This is a genomic window from Actinacidiphila glaucinigra, assembly GCF_900188405.1.
GTDB classification, from domain to species: domain Bacteria; phylum Actinomycetota; class Actinomycetes; order Streptomycetales; family Streptomycetaceae; genus Actinacidiphila; species Actinacidiphila glaucinigra.
In genome coordinates this window covers 181990-200777 of the sequence record NZ_FZOF01000008.1, presented here as the reverse complement: position 1 = coordinate 200777, position 18788 = coordinate 181990, and the positions used below count along the sequence as shown (strand labels likewise).

Sequence of the window (18788 nt, the reverse complement as noted above, 5' to 3'; positions counted from 1 at the left end):
CGCCGTCGGCGGCTGCGGCCGGTTCTCGCCCCGCGTTCACGCAGCGCGGGCGGTGACGGGCGGGAGGGTGGGAGACAGCCCGCCGCGGGCGCGGCGGACCCGCACTCGTCCACGCATCGCGGCGAGGGCCCCGCGAGGGGCCGCCCGTCACAGGACCGCGTCGATGAGCCCCAGCGGCGGGCTCCCCAACTCCAGCAGTGCGCCGTGGAACCGCTGCAGCGAGAACTCCTGCCCCCAGGCGAGCCGGGCGCGCTCACGCAGCCGCATGATCTCCAGCTTGCCCCAGGTGTACCGCCCGTACGCCGCGTCGAAGGTGCCGCGCCGGGCCTCGGAGGCCGCGCCGGCCCGTGCGAGGTGGGCGTCGCGCATGAACCGCTGTGTCGCCTCCTCCAGCGTCATCGCCCCCGTGTGCAGTCCGATCGCGCACGCGAGCCGGGTGACGCGTACGAGCGCCTCCAGGGCCACGCCGATCGCGAAGCGGGGGTCGCGCGAGCGGAAGCCCTCCTCGAGGCAGACCTCCTCGACGTAGTGCGCCCAGCCCTCGCAGAAGGACAGCGAGTGCAGGACACGCCGTACCTGCGTGGGTGCGTGCCGCAATGCCCGGCCGTGGGCGAAATGGCCGGGCGCCACCTCGTGGACGGTGATCGCCGGCAGGCTCGTGCGGCTGAAGACCGAGAGCCACTCCTCGCGTTCCTCCTCCGGCCAGTCCGGCTCCGGCGGGGTGACGTGGTACCAGGAGGCGGAGTCGGCCTCCTCCGGTGCGGCCCAGGTCATCATCGCCATGGACCAGCGGCGCGACGGCGGCGCCGGCCCCACGAGGCAGTCGCCGTCGAGCCAGGGCACGAGCCCCCGCCGGCGGGTGAAGTCGATGACCTCCTCGGTGAGCCGGGCCGCCTCGGGGATGACCCCGTCGGCGTCCGGGTGGTCGGCGAGCAGTCGCGGGATGAGCTCGTCCACGGTGGACTTCGGGTCCAGCCGTCCGCAGGACTCGGTGAGGAGCGCGGTGAGCCGGTCCCGCTCGCGTTCGGCCTCGTCGGCGAGCGCCGACAGGTCCACCCGCAGGCCCTCCTGACTGCCCATCAGCAGCGCCAGCGCCTCCCCGCCGAGCCGGGGATCGGGGTCGCCGGTCTCGGCGGCGCGGGCGATGTGGTCGACCAGGCGGGAGTGCGCGGCGAGCGCGGGACCCGCCTCCGGCTCGGTTTCCCGGTCGAGGTCGGCGGCGAGGCCGCGGACCGCTCCGAGGAGTGCCCCGGCGACCGGCGCACTCACCCGGTCGAGCGACGCGATGGCCGCGTCGACCGCGTCCGGCCACTGCTGGAGGTGGCGTCTGCGGGCCTCGGAGAGTTCCTCGCGGGGCGCGTACTCGCGGTCGTAGGCGGTGAGTTCGAGATTGGACAAATGCGGATATGGGTCGCGCCGGTGCAGTTCCAGCTCGCCGTACTGGACCTTGAGGGTGTCCTCGAAGACCGAAAGGTGCCGTTCGTCGTGGGGGTCGGCAAGGGCCGGTTCGCGGAGCCGGGCGTGGGCGAGCGAGGACAGTCCGCGGCGGACGCCGTCGGGTGACAGGTCCTGCAGCTGGCCGTCGTACTCGTGGAGTCCCGCCATCTCCCTGACCACGGGGACCATCAGGTCGCACACCGAGCGAAGCCGATCATTCATGGCATCGAAGGTAGCGACTCCCGTTGCCTCGCGGCGATCTGTCAACGCGCGTAACACTGCGGTAATAACGGACGAAGGTTCACCACATCACGGTTGCGCATCGCTTCCCTGCGGGGTCTGGCGCGTGATCCACGCCCCATGAAGACTCGCGCACCAAGGCGCTGCACGCGTCGCCTTAACGATTCATCACCAGCCAAACACACAGCCCAGCGCCACCGCACCACCATCAAGAGCTGCGCCCGACATGGTCGGTCCGCTCCGTCGACCCGGGCGGACGGCCAGGCGAAGCCGGCCACCGCCGGCAGGGGGATGCACGAGGAGACATGACAGCACCGCTGCACGACACCGCCGAGACGACCGTCGCCGACGTCGCCGCCGACATACCCGCGAAGGCGATCGAGGGGCGTTCGCCCGGGCGTATCGCATGGATGCGCCTCAAGCGCGACAAGGTGGCGCTGGCAGGCGGCGTGATCGTCGTCTTCCTCATCCTGGTCGCGATCTTCGCCCCCCTCATCGTCAGCGCCCTCGGGCACCCGCCGAACGACTTCCACGAGGACAAGATCGACCCGCTCTTCGGCACCCCCACCGGCAAGTGGGGCGGCATCAGCGGGGATTACCTCTTCGGCGTGGAGCCCGTCAACGGCCGCGACGTCTTCAGCCGCATCGTCTACGGCACGCGGATCTCCCTGCTGGTGGCCTTCCTGTCGGCGATCGTCGCGGTCGTCCTCGGCACCTTCTTCGGCATCATGGCCGGCTACTTCGGCGGCTGGGTCGACGCCGCCATCGGCCGTGTCATGGACGTCCTCCTGGCCTTCCCCCAGCTGCTGTTCATCATGTCCCTGGTCTCGGTCATGCCCAACTCGCTGCTGGGCTTCAGCGGCACCGGCGTGCGCATGGGCGTCCTGGTGGTCGTGATCGGGTTCTTCGGGTGGCCGTACGTCGGCCGCATCGTCCGCGGCCAGACCCTGAGCCTGCGCGAACGCGAGTACGTCGACGCGGCCCGCAGCCTCGGTGCCGGCCGCGGCTACATCCTCTTCCGGGAACTGCTGCCCAACCTCGTCGCCCCGATCACCGTCTACGCGACGCTGATGATCCCGACGAACATCCTCACCGAGGCCGCCCTGAGCTTCCTCGGGGTCGGCGTGAAGCCGCCCACCTCGTCGTGGGGACAGATGCTCTTCAAGGCGCTGTCCTTCTACGAGACGGACCCGATCTTCATGCTGATCCCGGGTCTGGCCATCTTCGTCACCGTGCTCGCCTTCAACCTCTTCGGTGACGGCGTACGGGATGCGCTGGACCCGAAGGGCTCCCGCTAGCCCTCGCACACCGCCCCTGCCATTCCCGTCAGGTGGCTTCTCACCGAGAAGGACCGCAGGTCCGCGGAAAGTCGCGGACCGCGAATCACGGAGGTTACGAAAAAGTGACATCCCCACGCTCATCGAGGCGCAGGCTGGCCGCAGGGACGGCCGTCGTGGTCGTCGCGCTGCTGTCCACCGCCGCTTGCGGCGGAGGCGGCGGTGGCAAGTCCGACGGCAACGCCAAGGCCCCCGGATTCAACGCCGCCGTCAACAAGGTGGCGAACGCGTCCGACAAGAAGGGCGGCACGCTCAAGTTCATCGGCACGCAGGACGCCGACTCCTGGGACCCGCAGCGCGGTTACTACGGCTTCATGTGGGACTTCGCCCGGTACTACACGCGCCAGCTGGTCTCCTTCACCCCGGAGCCGGGTCTCGCCAGCACCACGCTGAAGCCGGACCTCGCGACCGGCCTCGCGAAGGTCGAGGACGGCGGCAAGACCTACACGTACACCCTGAAGGACGGCCTGAAGTGGGAGGACGGCTCCCCGCTGACCTCCAAGGACGTCAAGTACGGCATCGAGCGCATCTGGGCGCAGGACGTCATCTCCGGCGGCCCGATCTACCTGCAGCAGGTGCTCGACCCCAAGGGTGAGTACAAGGGCCCGTACAAGGACACCTCGGCCGACAAGCTCGGTCTGAAGTCCATCGAGACCCCGGACGACAAGACCATCGTCTTCCGCCTGCCGAAGCCCAACAGCGACTTCGAGCAGATGCTGGCGATGCCGTCCGGCTCCCCGGTGCCCGCGGCCAAGGACACCGCCGCGAAGTACGGCCTCAAGCCGTTCTCCAGCGGCCCGTACAAGTTCCAGTCGTACACGCCGAACAAGTCGATGGTGCTGGTCCGCAACACCAACTGGAGCGCGTCCACCGACGACCTCCGCAAGGCGCTGCCGGACAAGATCACGGTCACCCTGACCACCAACGCCGACGACATGGACAAGCGCCTGATCAACGGCGACTACGACCTGGACCTCAACGCCACCGGCGTCGGCCAGGCCGCGCGCGCCGAGGTGCTCGGCAAGAACAAGGCCAACGCCGACAACCCGGACACCGGCTTCATCCGCTACGCGGTCTTCCCGACCACGGTCAAGCCGATGGACAACATCCACTGCCGCAAGGCGGTCATCCTCGCCGCCGACCACAAGTCGCTGCAGACCGCCCGCGGCGGCCCGCAGGCCGGTGGCGCGATCGCCCCGAACATGCTCCCGCTGGGCATCAAGGGCGCCGACGGCAAGTACGACCCGTACAACGTCCTGAAGGACACCACGGGCAACGTCGAAGAGGCCAAGAAGGAGCTCAAGGCCTGCGGCCAGCCCGACGGCTTCAAGACCACGATCGCGGTCCGCAACAACAAGCCGATCGAGATCGCCACGGCCGAGTCCCTGCAGGAGTCGCTGAAGAAGGTCGGCATCACCACCGAGCTCGACGAGTTCGACGGTGCGCAGACCTCCGGCATCATCGGTGCCCCGAAGACGGTCAAGTCCAAGGGCTACGGCATCATCATCATGGGCTGGGGCGCCGACTTCCCGTCGGGCCAGGGCTTCCTCCAGCCGCTGGTCGACAGCCGGTTCATCCTCGAGAGCGGCAACAACAACTTCGCCGAGATCAAGGACAAGGCCATCGACGGCCTGTTCGACCAGGCGCTGACCCAGACCGACGCGAACGCGGCGGCCGAGGTGTACAAGCAGATCAACCAGAAGGTCTCCGAGGGCGCGTACTACCTGCCCTTCACCTTCGAGAAGAACATCATCTGGCGCAGCTCGCGCCTGACCAACGTCTACACGGCCGACGCGTACAACGGCCGCTACGACTACGCCTCGCTGGGCGTGCAGTAACAACTCTCGAATCGATCGAGTGCCACACCCGCTAGGCACGAAGGGCAGGTGATGGCCGCGTGCGGCGGCCCGGGGAACCCCCGGGCCGCCGCCGGGCCGAGCACAGTGCTTGCATACATCATCCGGCGACTGTTCGCTGTCGTCGTCATGTTGCTGGTCATCACATTGGTGACCTTCGGGATCTTCTTCCTGATCCCCAAATGGGTCGGTGTCGACCCCGCCACCTACTTCATCGGGAAGCAGGCGGACCCGGCCTCGCTTGAGGGCATTCGGAAGAAGATGGGCCTCGACGACCCCATCCTCGTGCAGTTCGGCAAGTTCCTGTGGGGGCTGGTCGCCGGGCGTGACTACGCCAACGGCACGGACGTCACCCACTGCTCCGCCCCCTGCTTCGGCTACTCCTTCCGCAACGAGCAGGCGATCTGGCCGGTCCTGACCGACCGTCTCCCGGTGACCATGCAGCTGGCCGCCGGCGCCTGCGTCATCTGGGTCGTCGTCGGTGTCGGCACCGGTGTCGTCTCCGCTCTCAAGCGCGGCTCCGCGCTCGACCGCACCCTGATGACGGTCGCGCTCGCCGGCGTCTCGCTCCCCATCTACTTCACCGGCATGATCGCCCTGGCGGTGGTCGTCTACGGCCTGGGATGGATCGACGGCCAATATGTGCCGTTCGGTGAATCGGCCTCCGGCTGGTTCGGCGGCATGCTGCTGCCATGGGTCACCCTCGCCTTCCTCTACGCGGCCATGTACGCCCGGATGACCCGGGCCACCATGCTCGAGATCATGGGCGAGGACTACATCCGCACCGCGCGGGCCAAGGGCCTGCGTGAGCCGGTCGTCATCGGCAAGCACGCCATGCGCTCGACCATGACGCCGGTGCTGACCATCCTCGGCATGGACCTCGGCGCCCTCGTCGGCGGCGCGATCCTCACCGAGACGACGTTCAGCCTGCCCGGTATCGGCCAGGCGGCGGTGAAGGCGATCTCGGACAAGGACTTCCCGCTGATCCTCGGCGTCACGCTGATCGCGGCCGTCGCCGTGGTGGTGGCGAACCTCCTCGTAGACCTGCTGTACGCCGTCGTCGACCCGCGCGTGAGGCTGTCATGACCGACCTCCCCATCCAGAAGTCCGGCACCGGGGCGGACTCCGCCCCGAACGAGCCGGTGGCCGGGAAGGCGAAGCCCACGGCGTTCCTGGAGGTCCGCGACCTCAAGGTGCACTTCCCGACCGACGACGGCCTGGTGAAGTCCGTCGACGGCCTCTCCTTCCAGCTGGAGAAGGGCAAGACCCTCGGCATCGTCGGCGAGTCCGGCTCCGGCAAGTCCGTCACGTCGCTGGCGATCATGGGTCTGCACCGGGCCGGCCAGTACGGCCGCAGCAAGGCCCGGATGTCCGGCGAGATCTGGCTCGAGGGCAGGGAACTGATCTCGGCCGACCCGGACGAGGTCCGGCGGCTGCGCGGCAAGGACGTCGCGATGATCTTCCAGGACCCGCTGTCGGCGATGCACCCCTACTTCACCGTCGGCGCGCAGATCGTCGAGGCGTACCGGGTGCACCACGACGTGTCCAAGGCCGTGGCCCGCAAGCGCGCGATCGAGATGCTCGACCGCGTCGGCATCCCGCAGCCCGACAAGCGCGTCGACGACTACCCGCACCAGTTCTCCGGCGGCATGCGGCAGCGCGCGATGATCGCCATGGCGCTGTCCAACAACCCCGACCTGCTCATCGCGGACGAGCCGACCACCGCGCTCGACGTGACCGTGCAGGCGCAGATCCTGGACCTGATCCGGGACCTGCAGAAGGAGTTCGGCTCCGCGGTCATCATCATCACCCACGACCTCGGCGTCGTCGCCGAGCTCGCGGACGACATCCTGGTGATGTACGGCGGTCGCTGTGTGGAGCGCGGGCCGGCCGACAAGGTCTTCTACGAGCCGCAGCACCCCTACACCTGGGGCCTGCTGGGCTCGATGCCCCGCCTGGACCGTGAGCGCACCGAACGGCTCAACCCGGTCAAGGGGTCTCCGCCGAGCCTGATCAACGTGCCGTCCGGCTGCGCCTTCCACCCGCGCTGCCCGTACGCGGAGCTCACCGGCGGCGCCAGCACCACCGTCGTTCCGGAACTGAGCGAGGTCGGCAGCCGGCACCACGCCGCCTGCCACCTGAGCGCGGCGGACCGGGAGCGCATCTGGACCGAAGAGATTGCGCCGAAGCTGTGAAAGGCCAGGAGATGACGATCCCCCAGCAGTCGACCGCCGACGGGTCGGATGCGCTGCTCAAGGTGAGCGGCCTGGTCAAGCACTTCCCGATCACCAAGGGCCTGCTGCGCCGTCAGGTCGGCGCGGTCAAGGCCGTCGACGGCATCGACTTCCACGTCAACCCCGGGGAGACCCTCGGCGTGGTCGGCGAGTCCGGGTGCGGCAAGTCCACCATGGGCCGGCTGATCACCCGGCTGCTCGAACCGACCGGCGGGAAGATCGAGTTCGAGGGCCGCGACATCACGCACCTGGGCACCGCGGGCATGCGCCCGCTCCGCCGCGACGTGCAGATGATCTTCCAGGACCCGTACTCCTCCCTCAACCCGCGGCACACCGTCGGCACCATTGTCGGCGCGCCGTTCCGGCTGCAGAAGGTGCAGACGGAGAACGGGGTGAAGCGGGAGGTCCAGAACCTCCTGGAGCTGGTCGGCCTCAACCCCGAGCACTACAACCGCTACCCGCACGAGTTCTCCGGCGGCCAGCGGCAGCGCATCGGCATCGCCCGCGCGCTGGCGCTCAAGCCCAAGCTCGTGGTCGCGGACGAGCCGGTGTCGGCGCTCGACGTCTCCATCCAGGCCCAGGTGGTCAACCTCCTGGACGACCTGCAGAGCGAGCTCGGCCTGACCTACGTGATCATCGCGCACGACCTGTCGGTCATCCGGCACGTGTCGGACCGCATCGCGGTCATGTACCTCGGCAAGATCGTCGAGGTCGCCGACCGCGAGGACCTCTACACCAAGCCGATGCACCCGTACACCAACGCGCTGCTCTCCGCGGTGCCGGTGCCGGACCCCAAGCGGCGCGCCAAGCGCGAGCGGATCCTGCTGACCGGCGACGTCCCGTCGCCGATCTCCCCGCCGTCCGGCTGCCGCTTCCACACCCGCTGCTGGAAGGCGACCGAGGTCTGCAAGACCACGGAGCCCCCGCTGGTCACCCTGGCCACCGGGCACGAGGTCGCCTGCCACCACCCGGAGAACACCGGTGACTCCGGCGACTCCGGCGGCGGTACGGCCGGGAAGACGGCCGAAAAGGCGTAACCCCGGCACCCGGCACAATGGAGCCGGTGCACACCGAACTGTTCAGCCACTCCGTCCAGCACGTGCTCGACCTCGTCGGAATCTTCGTCTTCGCGATCTCCGGCGCTCTGCTCGCCGTACGCAAGAACTACGACGTCTTCGGCATGGCGGTGCTCGCCGAGGTCACCGCGCTGGGCGGAGGGCTGATCAGGGACCTGATCATCGGAGCGGTCCCGCCGGCCGCCTTCACCGACCTCGGGTACTTCCTCACCCCGCTGATCGCCACCACGGTGGTGTTCTTCCTGCACCCCCAGGTCGAGCGGATCAACACCACCATCAACGTCTTCGACGCCGCCGGCCTCGGCCTCTTCTGCGTCGCCGGCACCACCAAGGCCTACGACTACGGCCTCAACCTCACGGCGTCCGCCACCCTCGGCCTCGCCACCGCCGTCGGCGGGGGCGTGCTGCGCGACCTGCTCGGCAACGAGGTCCCCTCCCTGCTGCGCTGGGACCGCGACCTGTACGCGGTACCGGCCATCGTGGGGGCCACCGTCGTGGTGGTGCTCATCAAGTTCCAGGCCCTGACCCCCGCCACCGGGGTCCTCGCCGTCCTCTGCGCCTTCGCCCTCAGACTGCTGGCCATGCGCTACCACTGGCGCGCCCCCCGCGCCTGGCACCGGCGCACCACCGCGGCGGAGGAACTCCACCTGTAGCGGGGCACCGCCCGGGAGGGCGGGCCTCGGTCCGGGCAGGCGCCGCGGCGGCCGTAGAATCACGCTCATCATGGCCTACCTCGACCACGCCGCCACGACCCCGATGCTGCCGGAGGCGGTCGAGGCGATGACCGCGCACCTCGCCGTCACGGGCAACGCATCCTCCCTCCACGCGGCCGGCCGCCGGGCCAGGCGCACGGTGGAGGAGTCCCGCGAGTCCCTCGCCGCCGCGCTCGGCGCCCGCCCCAGCGAGATCGTGTTCACCGCGGGCGGCACCGAGGCCGACAACCTCGCGGTCAAGGGTCTGTACTGGGCCCGCCACGACGCCGACCCGCGGCGCACCCGGGTCCTCGCCAGCCCCGTCGAGCACCACGCCGTCCTCGACGCCGTCGACTGGCTCGCCACGCACGAGGGCGCCCGGGTCGAATGGCTCCCGGTCGACGCCTACGGGCGCGTCCACCCCGAGGCCCTGCGGGAGGCCATCGCCCGCGACCCCGGCGATGTGGCGCTCGCCACGGTGATGTGGGCCAACAACGAGGTCGGCACGGTCTTCCCGATCGCGGAACTCAGCGAGGTGGCGCGGGAGTTCGAGGTGCCGCTGCACTCCGACGCCGTCCAGGCCCTCGGTCAGGTCGAGGTCGACTTCGCGGCGTCCGGGCTCGACGCGATGACCGTCACCGGGCACAAGGTCGGCGGCCCGTACGGGGTCGGCGCGCTGGTGCTCCGGCGCGAGATCGGCCCGGTCCCCATCCTCCACGGCGGCGGTCAGGAGCGCGGCGTACGCTCCGGCACGCTGGACGTGCCCGCGGTCGCCGCGTTCGCCGTCGCCGCGGCGCTGGCCGCCGAACGTCACGAGGACTTCGCGCGGGAGATCGGCGCCCTGCGCGACGACCTGGTCGCCCGGGTCCGCGAGGCCGTCCCCGAGGCCATCCTCAACGGCGACCCCACCCCCGGAGGCCGCCTCCCCGCCGGCGCCCACTTCTCCTTCCCCGGGTGCGAGGGCGACTCCCTGCTGATGCTGCTCGACGCCCAGGGCATCGAGTGCTCCACCGGCTCCGCGTGCACCGCCGGCGTCCCCCAGCCCAGCCACGTCCTCCTGGCCATGGGCGCCGACCCCGACCTCGCGCGGGGCTCCCTGCGGTTCTCCCTCGGGCACACCTCGACGGCGGAGGACGTCGCGGTCCTCGGCGAGGCCATCGCCCCCGCGGTGGCCCGCGCCCGCAGCGCGGGCCTGATGTAACGCCCGCGGCGCCCTCGCCCTCGCGTTGCGTCCGGTGCCGGTTCGCGGGCGGCTCGCGCGCCGTTGCGCCTGCGGCGGGCCTTCCCCGCCCGCCCACCCGTGCGGCACCGTGGGCGTGTGCGGGTGGCTCCTGTGGGTGGTCGCTGTGCGTCGGCGGCCTGCGGCGGTGTGCCGCCTTTCCGCCCGCCACCCGTGCGGCACCGTGCGCGTGTGCGGATGGCTGCCGTGGGTGGTCGCTGTGCGTCGGCGGCCTGCGGCGGTGTGCCGCCTTTCCGCTCACGCAACGCAGGGGGCAACGGGTGGGCGGGTGGGAGACCGCCCGCCGCAGGCGCAACGCACCGGCACTCGTCCGCACACCCGTTAAAGGGCACCGCAGGTGCAACGCAGCGGTACCCGGCCACACACCCGCACCCGCGTTCACGTAACGCAGGCGGCAACGGGTGGGTGGGAGACCGCCCGCCGCAGGCGCAACGCACCCGCACTCGCCCACACACCCGCAGCCCGCAAGGGCCCCGCGGCGACCGGCCCCGCGAACCGGCGCCGGGGCGCCGTACTCTAGGAGGCGCTATGACTGACTTCCCCGGTGCACCCACAGGCCCTGGCGACGGCCGTCGCCTCCGCGTGCTCGCCGCGATGAGCGGTGGCGTCGACTCGGCCGTGGCGGCCGCCCGCGCCGCCGAAGCGGGGCACGACGTCACGGGCGTGCACCTCGCCCTCTCCGCGAACCCGCAGTCCTTCCGCACCGGTGCCCGCGGCTGCTGCACGATCGAGGACAGCCACGACGCCCGCCGCGCCGCCGACGTGATCGGCATCCCCTTCTACATCTGGGACCTCGCCGACCGCTTCCGCGCCGACGTCGTCGACGACTTCGTCGCCGAGTACGCCGCGGGCCGTACGCCCAACCCCTGCCTGCGCTGCAACGAGAAGATCAAGTTCGCCGCGCTGCTCGACAAGGCGATCGCCCTCGGCTTCGACGCCGTGTGCACCGGCCACTACGCCACCGTCGTCGTCAACGCTGACGGCTCCCGCGAGCTGCACCGCGCCTCCGACGCGGCCAAGGACCAGTCGTACGTGCTGGGCGTCCTCGACGAGCGGCAGCTGGCGCACGCCATGTTCCCGCTCGGCGACACCCTCACCACCAAGGACGAGATCCGGGCGGAGGCGGCCCGCCGCGGCCTGTCCGTCGCGAAGAAGCCCGACAGCCACGACATCTGCTTCATCACGGACGGCGACACCCAGGGCTTCCTCGCGCGACGTCTCGGCACCGCCGAGGGCGACATCCTCGACGAGGACGGCAAGCGCCTGGGCACCCACTCCGGCGCCTACGGCTACACCGTGGGCCAGCGCAAGGGCCTGCGCCTGGGCGTGCCCGCCGCCGACGGCAAGCCGCGCTACGTGCTCGACATCTCGCCGGTGAACAACACGGTGACCGTCGGCCCGGCCGAGGCGCTGGACGTCACGGCCCTGACGGCGATCCGCCCGCGCTGGTGCGGCACCGCGCCCGACGGCGCCGGGCCGCGTACGTACACCGCCCAGCTGCGCGCCCACGGCGACGACGTGCCCGTCACGGCCGAGCTGGCCGACGGAGAGCTCAGCGTCCGTTTCACCGGCGGAGCCGTCCGCGGCGTCGCGCCGGGCCAGGCGGTCGTGCTCTACGACGGCACGCGCGTCGTCGGCTCGGCGACGATCGCGACGACGGAGCGCAGCCCGCGCGCCGCCGCGAGCGCCTGACGCCTGCCCCTCCGAGCGCGGGTCACGGAACGGGCCGGGCGCCCCCCTGCCCGGCGTCCGGCGCCATGCGCGAGACTGGCCCGCATGAACATCTGCGTCTTCCTCTCCGCCGCCGACCTCGAGCCCCGCTACACCGAGCCGGCCCGCCAGTTCGCCGAGTTGATCGGCAAGGGCGGCCACACCCTGGTGTGGGGCGGCTCGGACGTGGGCCTGATGAAGGTGATGGCGGACGGGGTGCAGGAGCACGGCGGGCGCCTGGTCGGGGTCTCGGTCGAGTTCCTCGCGGCCAAGGCCCGCAAGGGCGCGGACGAGATGGTGATCGCGGCCGACCTCGCCGAGCGCAAGGCGGAGCTGCTGGCCCGCGCGGACGCCGTGGTGGTCATGGTGGGCGGCACCGGCACGCTGGACGAGGCGACCGAGATCCTGGAGCTGAAGAAGCACCGCCTGCACACCAAGCCGGTCGTCCTGCTCAACACGGCGGGCTTCTACGACGGGCTCAAGGAGCAGTTCCAGCGCATGGACGCGGAGGGCTTCCTGCCGCTGCCCCTCACCGACCTGGTGTTCTTCGCCGAGGACGGGGTCGCGGCGCTCGCCTACCTGGAGGAGAACGCCGGCATCGTGTGAGCCGGCGGGGATGACAGCATGGGGCCCATGTCGATTCACCTGATCACCGGCGCGGGCTCCGGCATCGGCGCCGTCGTGGCGCAGCGCCTCCTCGAACGCGGCGACGAACTGTGGCTGCTGGCCCGCGACGCCGGACGCGCCAAGGAACTGGCCGACCGCTTCCCGGGCGCGCGCACCCTCGTCGGCGACCTCGCGGAGCCGGAGCGGCTGTCCTGGGCGCTGGGCCACCAGTCGCCGCCGGACCGGCTGGACTCCCTGCTGCACATCGCGGGCGTCGTGGACCTGGGGCAGGTGGGCGAGCTCACCCCGAAGACCTGGAACCGGACGCTCGCCGCCAACCTCGTCGCCCCCGCCGAGCTGACCCGCCTCCTTCTGCCCCAACTGCGGCTCTCCCGCGGCCACGTGGTCTTCGTCAACTCCGGCGCCGGGCTCAACGCGCACGCCGAGTGGGGCGCCTACGCGGCCAGCAAGCACGGCCTCAAGGCGCTCGCAGACTCCCTGCGCCACGAGGAGCACGCCAACGGGGTGCGGGTCACCTCCGTCTACCCGGGGCGCACCGCCACGCCGATGCAGGCCAAGGTGCACCAGCAGGAGGGCAAGGCGTACGACCCCTCGCGCTGGATCGCCCCCGAGTCGGTCGCGACGGCGATCCTGACGGCGATCGACCTGCCGCGGGACGCCGAGATCAACGACCTGACGATCCGGCCGGGAGCCTGACCGGCCCGCCGTCGTAGGCTGCACCGGTGAGCACGGAAGGTACCGAAGCGAAGTTCCGGCTGCCCGAAGGGGCGGCCACCGGTGTGGGGTCGATGCCGGGAGGTGACGCGCGCGAGGCGGCACGGACGGCGACCGGGGCGCTCGAGGCGCTGCCGTTCCTGCCGGAGCTGCCCGCGCGCGGCCCGGGCGCCGACATGATCGGCCGTACGCTCGGGATGCTGGTCGAGCTGTACGCGCGCGTGGAGCCCAGCGGATGGCGCTTCGGCGACCGCCCGGGCCGGGACACCCGCCGGGCCGGGGCGTGGCTGGGGGAGGACCTGGACGCCCTGGAGGAGTTCACCCAGGGCTACGAGGGCCCCCTCAAGCTCCAGGCCGTCGGGCCGTGGACGCTCGCGGCCTCCGTCGAGCTGAAGAACGGCGAGGCGGCGCTCTCCGACCCCGGGGCCTGCCGCGACCTGGCCGCCTCGCTCGGCGAGGGGCTGCGGCTGCACCTGGAGGACGTGCGCCGGCGCGTGCCCGGCGCACAGCCCGTGCTGCAGCTGGACGAGCCCTCGCTGACCGCCGTGCTCCAGGGCCGGGTCAGGTCCGCCAGCGGCTACCGCACGCACCGTGCGGTGGACCGGGGCGTCGTCGAGGGCGCGCTGCGGGACGTCATGGCGGCCGTAGGCGCTGGGGACGGCGTGCCCGTGATCGCGCACTCCTGCGCGCCGGAGGTGCCCTTCGCGCTGCTGCGGAGGGCCGGGGTGGCGGGGGTGTCGTTCGATTTCTCGCTGCTCACGGAGAGTGACTGGGACGCCTTCGGTGAGGCGGCCGAGGCGGGAACCGCGCTCTTCACCGGTGTCGTCCCGGGTACCGATGCCCCATTGTCGGACCCTGCGGGTAGCGTCAGTGGTGTTCGGGCGCTGTGGCGCAGGCTGGGGCTGTCCCCGGGGGATCTGGGCACCTCCGTGGCGGTGACCCCGTCCTGCGGTCTGGCGGGGGCCTCGCCGGCCTATGCCCGTGCCGCACTCGTGCACTGCGCGAAGGCGGCACGCTCGCTCGTCGACAACCCTGAGTGAGGATGGGATGAGGAAGGACGTGGACGTGGAGGACTCCGTGATCCCCGAGGGCGCCAGGAACGAGGACGTGCCGGCGCAGGCGCGCGAGCTGCACGCCTCCCTTGCCGAGCAGGTCGAGGAGCACCGCTTCCGCTACTACGTCAAGGACCAGCCGGTCGTCAGCGACGCCGAGTTCGACAAGCTGCTGCGGCGGCTGGAGGCGCTGGAGGACGAGCACCCCTCGCTGCGCACGCCGGACTCGCCGACTCAGAAGGTGTCCGGCGCCTATGCGACGGAGTTCACCTCCGTCGAGCACCGCGAGCGCATGCTCTCCCTCGACAACGCCTTCACCGAGGAGGAGCTGAACGCCTGGGCGGAGCGCCTCGCCGCGGAGCTGGGCCCCCCGGCGGGCGAGGGCGGCACCTACCACTTCCTGTGCGAGCTGAAGGTCGACGGCCTCGCCGTCAACCTCACGTACGAGAACGGCCGCCTGGTGCGCGGCGCCACCCGCGGCGACGGCCGCACCGGCGAGGACATCACGCCCAACGTCCGCACCATCGCCGAGATCCCGGACCGGCTGGCGGGGGAGCGCGTCCCCGCGCTGGTCGAGATCCGCGGCGAGGTCTTCTTCCCCATGGAGAAGTTCGAGGAGCTCAACGCCCGCCTGGTCGAGGCGGGCGACAAGCCCTTCGCCAACCCGCGCAACGCCGCCGCCGGCTCCCTGCGGCAGAAGGACCCCCGGGTCACCGCGAGCCGCCCGCTGCACATGGTGGTGCACGGCATCGGCGCCCGCGAGGGCTTCACCATCGACTGCCAGTCGCACGCCTACGAGCTGCTGCACGAGTGGGGCCTGCCCACCACCAGGTACGCCCGCGTGGTCGGCACGCTCGCCGAGGTCAAGGAGGCCATCGCCTACTACGGCGAGCACCGCCACGACGTCGAGCACGAGATCGACGGCATCGTCGTCAAGGTCGACGAGATCCCGCTGCAGGGCCGGCTCGGCTCCACCGCCCGCGCGCCGCGCTGGGCCATCGCGTGGAAGTACGCGCCGGAGGAGGTCAACACCAAGCTGGTCGACATCCGGGTCGGCGTGGGCCGCACGGGCCGCGTGACGCCGTACGCGGTGGTCGAGCCGGTCACGGTGGCCGGCTCCGAGGTCGAGTTCGCCACCCTGCACAACCAGGACGTGGTCAAGGCCAAGGGCGTGCTGATCGGCGACACCGTCGTGCTGCGCAAGGCCGGTGACGTCATCCCGGAGATCCTCGGCCCCGTCGTCGACCTGCGGGACGGCAGCGAGCGCGCGTTCGTGATGCCCGCCCAGTGCCCCGAGTGCGGCACCCCGCTGCGGCCGATGAAGGAGGGCGACATCGACCTGCGCTGCCCCAACGCGCGGGGCTGCCCGGCGCAGATCCGGGAACGGCTGTTCTACCTGGGCGGCCGCAGGTGCCTGGACATCGAGAACTTCGGCTACGTCGCCTCCGCCGCGCTCACCCGGCCGCTGGAACCCGCCGAGCCGCCGCTGAGCGACGAGGGCGACCTGTTCGGCATCACCGCCGAGGACCTGCTGCCCATCCGCGCCCACGTCCTCGACCAGAACACCGGCCTGCCCAAGCGCGACCCGGAGACCGGTCAGGAGAAGGTCGTCTCGGTCTTCGCCAACCAGCAGGGCGAGCTGAAGAAGAACGCGGTGGCCATGCTGGAGAACATCCAGCAGGCCAAGGAGCGGCCGCTCGCCCGGATCATCGCGGGCCTGTCGATCCGTCACGTCGGCCCGGTCGCCGCCGAGGCCCTGGCCCGCGAGTTCCGCGACCTGGACGCCGTCTTCGCCGCCGACGAGGAGCGACTGGCGGGTGTCGACGGCGTCGGCGGGATCATCGCGGCCTCCCTCAAGCAGTGGTACGAGGAGGAGTGGCACCGCGAGATCCTGCGCAAGTGGAAGGCGGCCGGGGTCCGCTTCACCGAGGAGGGCTCCGACGAGGGGCCGCGTCCACTGGAGGGCCTCACCGTCGTCGTCACCGGCACCCTCGCCACCCACACCCGGGACGGCGCGAAGGAGGCGCTCGTGAGCCGCGGGGCCAAGGTCACCGGATCGGTCTCCAAGAAGACCGACTTCGTGGTCGTCGGCGACAGCCCGGGCTCCAAGTACGACAAGGCGGTGCAGCTGAAGGTGCCGATCCTGGACGAGGACGGCTTCGCCGTGCTGCTCGGGCAGGGCGCCGACGCGGCCCGGGAGGCGGCCGTGAACCCGGAGGGCTGACACCCCATCATCACCCTTTCGGCCCATAGGGGAACGATCCGGGAGGGTGGGATCCATTCCGGGCAACAGCAGCCGATCGGTGCCCGTGACAGCCTTTATCGGCCTACTGTTGAGAGGCGCGCCTTCGGGCATGGGCCCTCCAGCAGCCCGGCGGTCAATGCCGCGGGCAAGGGCGTGTGGTGGAACGGCGCACGCGGCTGCGAGAGGGTACGGGCATGGAACCGACGGACAGCGCCGGACCGGCGCAGCGGCTGCTCGGACCGGCCGCGCCGGTGCTGCCCGCGGCGGCACTCAGGTACTCGGTCGTGGGCGCTGCCGCGGCGGCCCTGGTGGTGGGCGTCGTCCGGATACTCGTGGACGGCAACGCCTTCTTCCCCGGCGGCGACGTCGGCTGGGCCTTCGCCGTGCTCACCGGCATCATCGTCGGCCACCTGGTCGCCATGGGCCGGGACCGCTGGTGGGGCGGCACCGGCTCCGGCGCCGCGCTGACGCTCGCCATGCTGCTGCTCTACGGCTGGGTGCCCGCGGTGCTGGTCAGCCTGGCCGTGGTCGTCCTGGTCGGCGCGGCCCGCCGGCACCGCTGGCGCGAGGCGCTGCTGCACGGCGCCGTGGACATCCTCGGCATCGGCGCGGCCTCGCTCGCGCTCTCCGTCTTCGGCATCCACCCGTCCGTCGAACAGCCCTGGCAGCCCGCCACATGGGGGATGGCCGCCGTCCCCGCGGTGCTCGCCGCGGCACTCGGCTACCTCGCCGCGACCCGCACCCTCCTGTGGTACGCGATCGTGCCGCGCGCCGGGGCACTGCCCACCGTGGCCCGCACCGCGCTGATACGCCAGGGCTTCGTCGGCGTCGCACTGCTCGGCATCTCCCCGCTGATCATCATCGTCGCGGCCGATCTGCCCCTGCTGCTGCCGCTGTTCGCCGTGCCCCTGATCGCACTCGACTCCACGCTCTGGATCGCGCACGCCCGCGCCGAGGAGCAACTGCGCGACCCGCTCACCGGACTGCCCAACCGTCAGTGGCTGCTGGAGCGCACCTGGACCGCGCTGGACGACGCCGCCCGCAGCGGCGAGCGCGCCGCGCTGGTCCTGATCGACCTCGACAAGTTCCGTTCCGTCAACGACACCCTCGGCCACATGGCCGGCGACCGGCTGCTGCTGCAGATCGCCGACCGCCTGCGGCTCGCCCTGCCGCGCGGCGCCGAGGTCGCCCGGCTCGGCGGCGACGAGTTCGCCGTCCTGCTCCCCACCTGCGACGCGCCGACCCGCGCCCAGCGCATCGCCAGGGCCCTGGTCGCCGCGCTGAGTTCGCCGTTAAGTCTCGACGGCCTGACCCTGGTCCTCGAGGCCAGCGCCGGGGTCGCCGTCTACCCCGATCACGCCGGTGACGCCGAGGGCCTGCTGCGCCGCGCCGACGTCGCGATGTACCAGGCGAAACGTGACCGCAGCGGGGTCGAGGTCTACGAGTCCTCCCGCGACGGCAACACCCCCGACCGCCTGGGCCTGCTCGGCGACCTGCGCCGGGCGCTGGACCGCGGCGAGGTCGAGCTGCACTACCAGCCGAAGGTCCGCTTCGACGGGCAGGTCGCCGGGCTGGAGGCGCTGGTCCGCTGGGTGCACCCCGAGCGCGGCCGGGTCAGCCCCGAGGAGTTCATCGCGATCGCCGAGACCTCCGGGCTCATGCCGCAGCTCACCGAGTACGTCCTGGAGACCGCCCTAGGCCAGGTCGCCCGGTGGCGCGCGATGGGGCTCGACGTCCCCGTCGCCGTCAACGTCTCGCCCCGCGACGTCCACTCGCCCGGGTTCGCCGGGGCCGTCGCCGCACGCCTGGCCCGGCACGGGGTCCCGCCGGGGGCGCTGCAGCTGGAGATCACCGAGCACGTGCTGCTGGAGGACCCGCAGCGCGCCGCCGACACCATGGCCGGGCTGACCGGACACGGGGTGAAGATGTCGCTGGACGACTTCGGCACCGGGTACTCCTCCCTGGTGCATCTGCGGCGGCTGCCGGTCAGCGAGCTGAAGATCGACCGCTCGTTCGTGGCGCGGCTGTCCGTCGACGCCGAGGACGCGGAGATCGTGCGCTGCACGGTCGACCTCGCCCACTCCCTCGGACTCCTCGTCGTGGCGGAGGGCGTCGAGGACGACGAGACGTGGGAGCGCCTGCGGGACCTGGGCTGCGACGCGATCCAGGGCTGGCTCGTCGCCGCCGCGATGCCCCCGGAGGAGACCACGGCCTGGCTGCGGCTGCGCGGCCGTTCCGGATGGCGCCGCCCGGCGGAGCTGGAGGCCGCGAAGGAGCGGGCCGCCGTCCCCGACGCGCAGTAACGTTTGCGGGCCCGCGACCTGCGGG

The 18788-nt window shown here is 71.7% G+C and carries 14 protein-coding genes; 13 read left to right on the top strand and 1 reads right to left on the bottom strand.

Annotated features, from left to right (window positions below; genetic code table 11):
• Nucleotides 1-147 precede the first annotated feature (147 nt).
• The gene (locus tag CHF15_RS19075) at nt 148-1659 is read right to left on the bottom strand and encodes a DUF885 family protein (protein ID WP_089225036.1); all 1512 of its coding nucleotides are present in this window, start codon (nt 1657-1659) and stop codon (nt 148-150) included.
• A gap of 323 nt (nt 1660-1982) precedes the next feature.
• On the opposite strand from CHF15_RS19075, the gene CHF15_RS19070 reads away from it, so the two are divergent.
• The 13 genes from CHF15_RS19070 (at nt 1983) to CHF15_RS19010 (ending at nt 18763) form a co-directional block, all read left to right on the top strand.
• Nucleotides 1983-2975: an ABC transporter permease gene (locus tag CHF15_RS19070; RefSeq protein ID WP_089225035.1), complete on the top strand. Its 993-nt coding sequence runs from the start codon at nt 1983-1985 to the stop codon at nt 2973-2975.
• Nucleotides 2976-3079: 104 nt separating this feature from the next.
• Nucleotides 3080-4852, top strand: coding sequence for an ABC transporter substrate-binding protein (locus CHF15_RS19065; protein ID WP_179279868.1), 1773 nt, complete (start codon nt 3080-3082; stop codon nt 4850-4852).
• A gap of 105 nt (nt 4853-4957) precedes the next feature.
• Entirely contained in the window at nt 4958-5956 is a 999-nt protein-coding gene (locus CHF15_RS19060) for an ABC transporter permease (protein WP_089225232.1), read from the top strand.
• Complete coding sequence (locus tag CHF15_RS19055) at nt 5953-7065, top strand: ABC transporter ATP-binding protein (RefSeq protein ID WP_245938916.1); 1113 nt, start codon at nt 5953-5955, stop codon at nt 7063-7065. The genes CHF15_RS19060 and CHF15_RS19055 overlap by 4 nt, the downstream gene beginning before the upstream one ends.
• An 11-nt stretch (nt 7066-7076) precedes the next feature.
• A complete protein-coding gene (locus tag CHF15_RS19050; RefSeq protein ID WP_089225033.1) occupies nt 7077-8141 on the top strand; it encodes an ABC transporter ATP-binding protein in 1065 nt (354 codons plus the stop codon).
• A gap of 26 nt (nt 8142-8167) precedes the next feature.
• On the top strand, nt 8168-8833 hold the full coding sequence (locus CHF15_RS19045) for a trimeric intracellular cation channel family protein (RefSeq protein ID WP_089225230.1): 666 nt from the start codon (nt 8168-8170) through the stop codon (nt 8831-8833).
• A 70-nt stretch (nt 8834-8903) separates the two neighbouring features.
• Nucleotides 8904-10073, top strand: coding sequence for a cysteine desulfurase family protein (locus CHF15_RS19040; RefSeq protein ID WP_089225032.1), 1170 nt, complete (start codon nt 8904-8906; stop codon nt 10071-10073).
• A gap of 567 nt (nt 10074-10640) precedes the next feature.
• The gene (mnmA, locus tag CHF15_RS19035; protein ID WP_089225031.1) at nt 10641-11804 is read left to right on the top strand and encodes a tRNA 2-thiouridine(34) synthase MnmA; all 1164 of its coding nucleotides are present in this window, start codon (nt 10641-10643) and stop codon (nt 11802-11804) included.
• 84 nt (nt 11805-11888) lie between these two features.
• Nucleotides 11889-12428, top strand: a complete 540-nt coding sequence (locus tag CHF15_RS19030; protein WP_089225030.1) for an LOG family protein — start codon at nt 11889-11891, stop codon at nt 12426-12428.
• 27 nt (nt 12429-12455) lie between these two features.
• On the top strand, nt 12456-13145 hold the full coding sequence (locus CHF15_RS19025; protein WP_089225029.1) for an SDR family oxidoreductase: 690 nt from the start codon (nt 12456-12458) through the stop codon (nt 13143-13145).
• 92 nt (nt 13146-13237) lie between these two features.
• Nucleotides 13238-14203 carry a methionine synthase gene (locus tag CHF15_RS19020; protein WP_245938928.1) on the top strand — a complete coding sequence of 322 codons (966 nt, stop codon included), beginning with the start codon at nt 13238-13240 and terminating at the stop codon, nt 14201-14203.
• Between the two features lie 7 nt (nt 14204-14210).
• On the top strand, nt 14211-16439 hold the full coding sequence (gene ligA / locus CHF15_RS19015) for an NAD-dependent DNA ligase LigA (protein WP_089225027.1): 2229 nt from the start codon (nt 14211-14213) through the stop codon (nt 16437-16439).
• Between the two features lie 215 nt (nt 16440-16654).
• The gene (locus tag CHF15_RS19010; protein ID WP_089225026.1) at nt 16655-18763 is read left to right on the top strand and encodes a putative bifunctional diguanylate cyclase/phosphodiesterase; all 2109 of its coding nucleotides are present in this window, start codon (nt 16655-16657) and stop codon (nt 18761-18763) included.
• Nucleotides 18764-18788 lie beyond the last annotated feature (25 nt).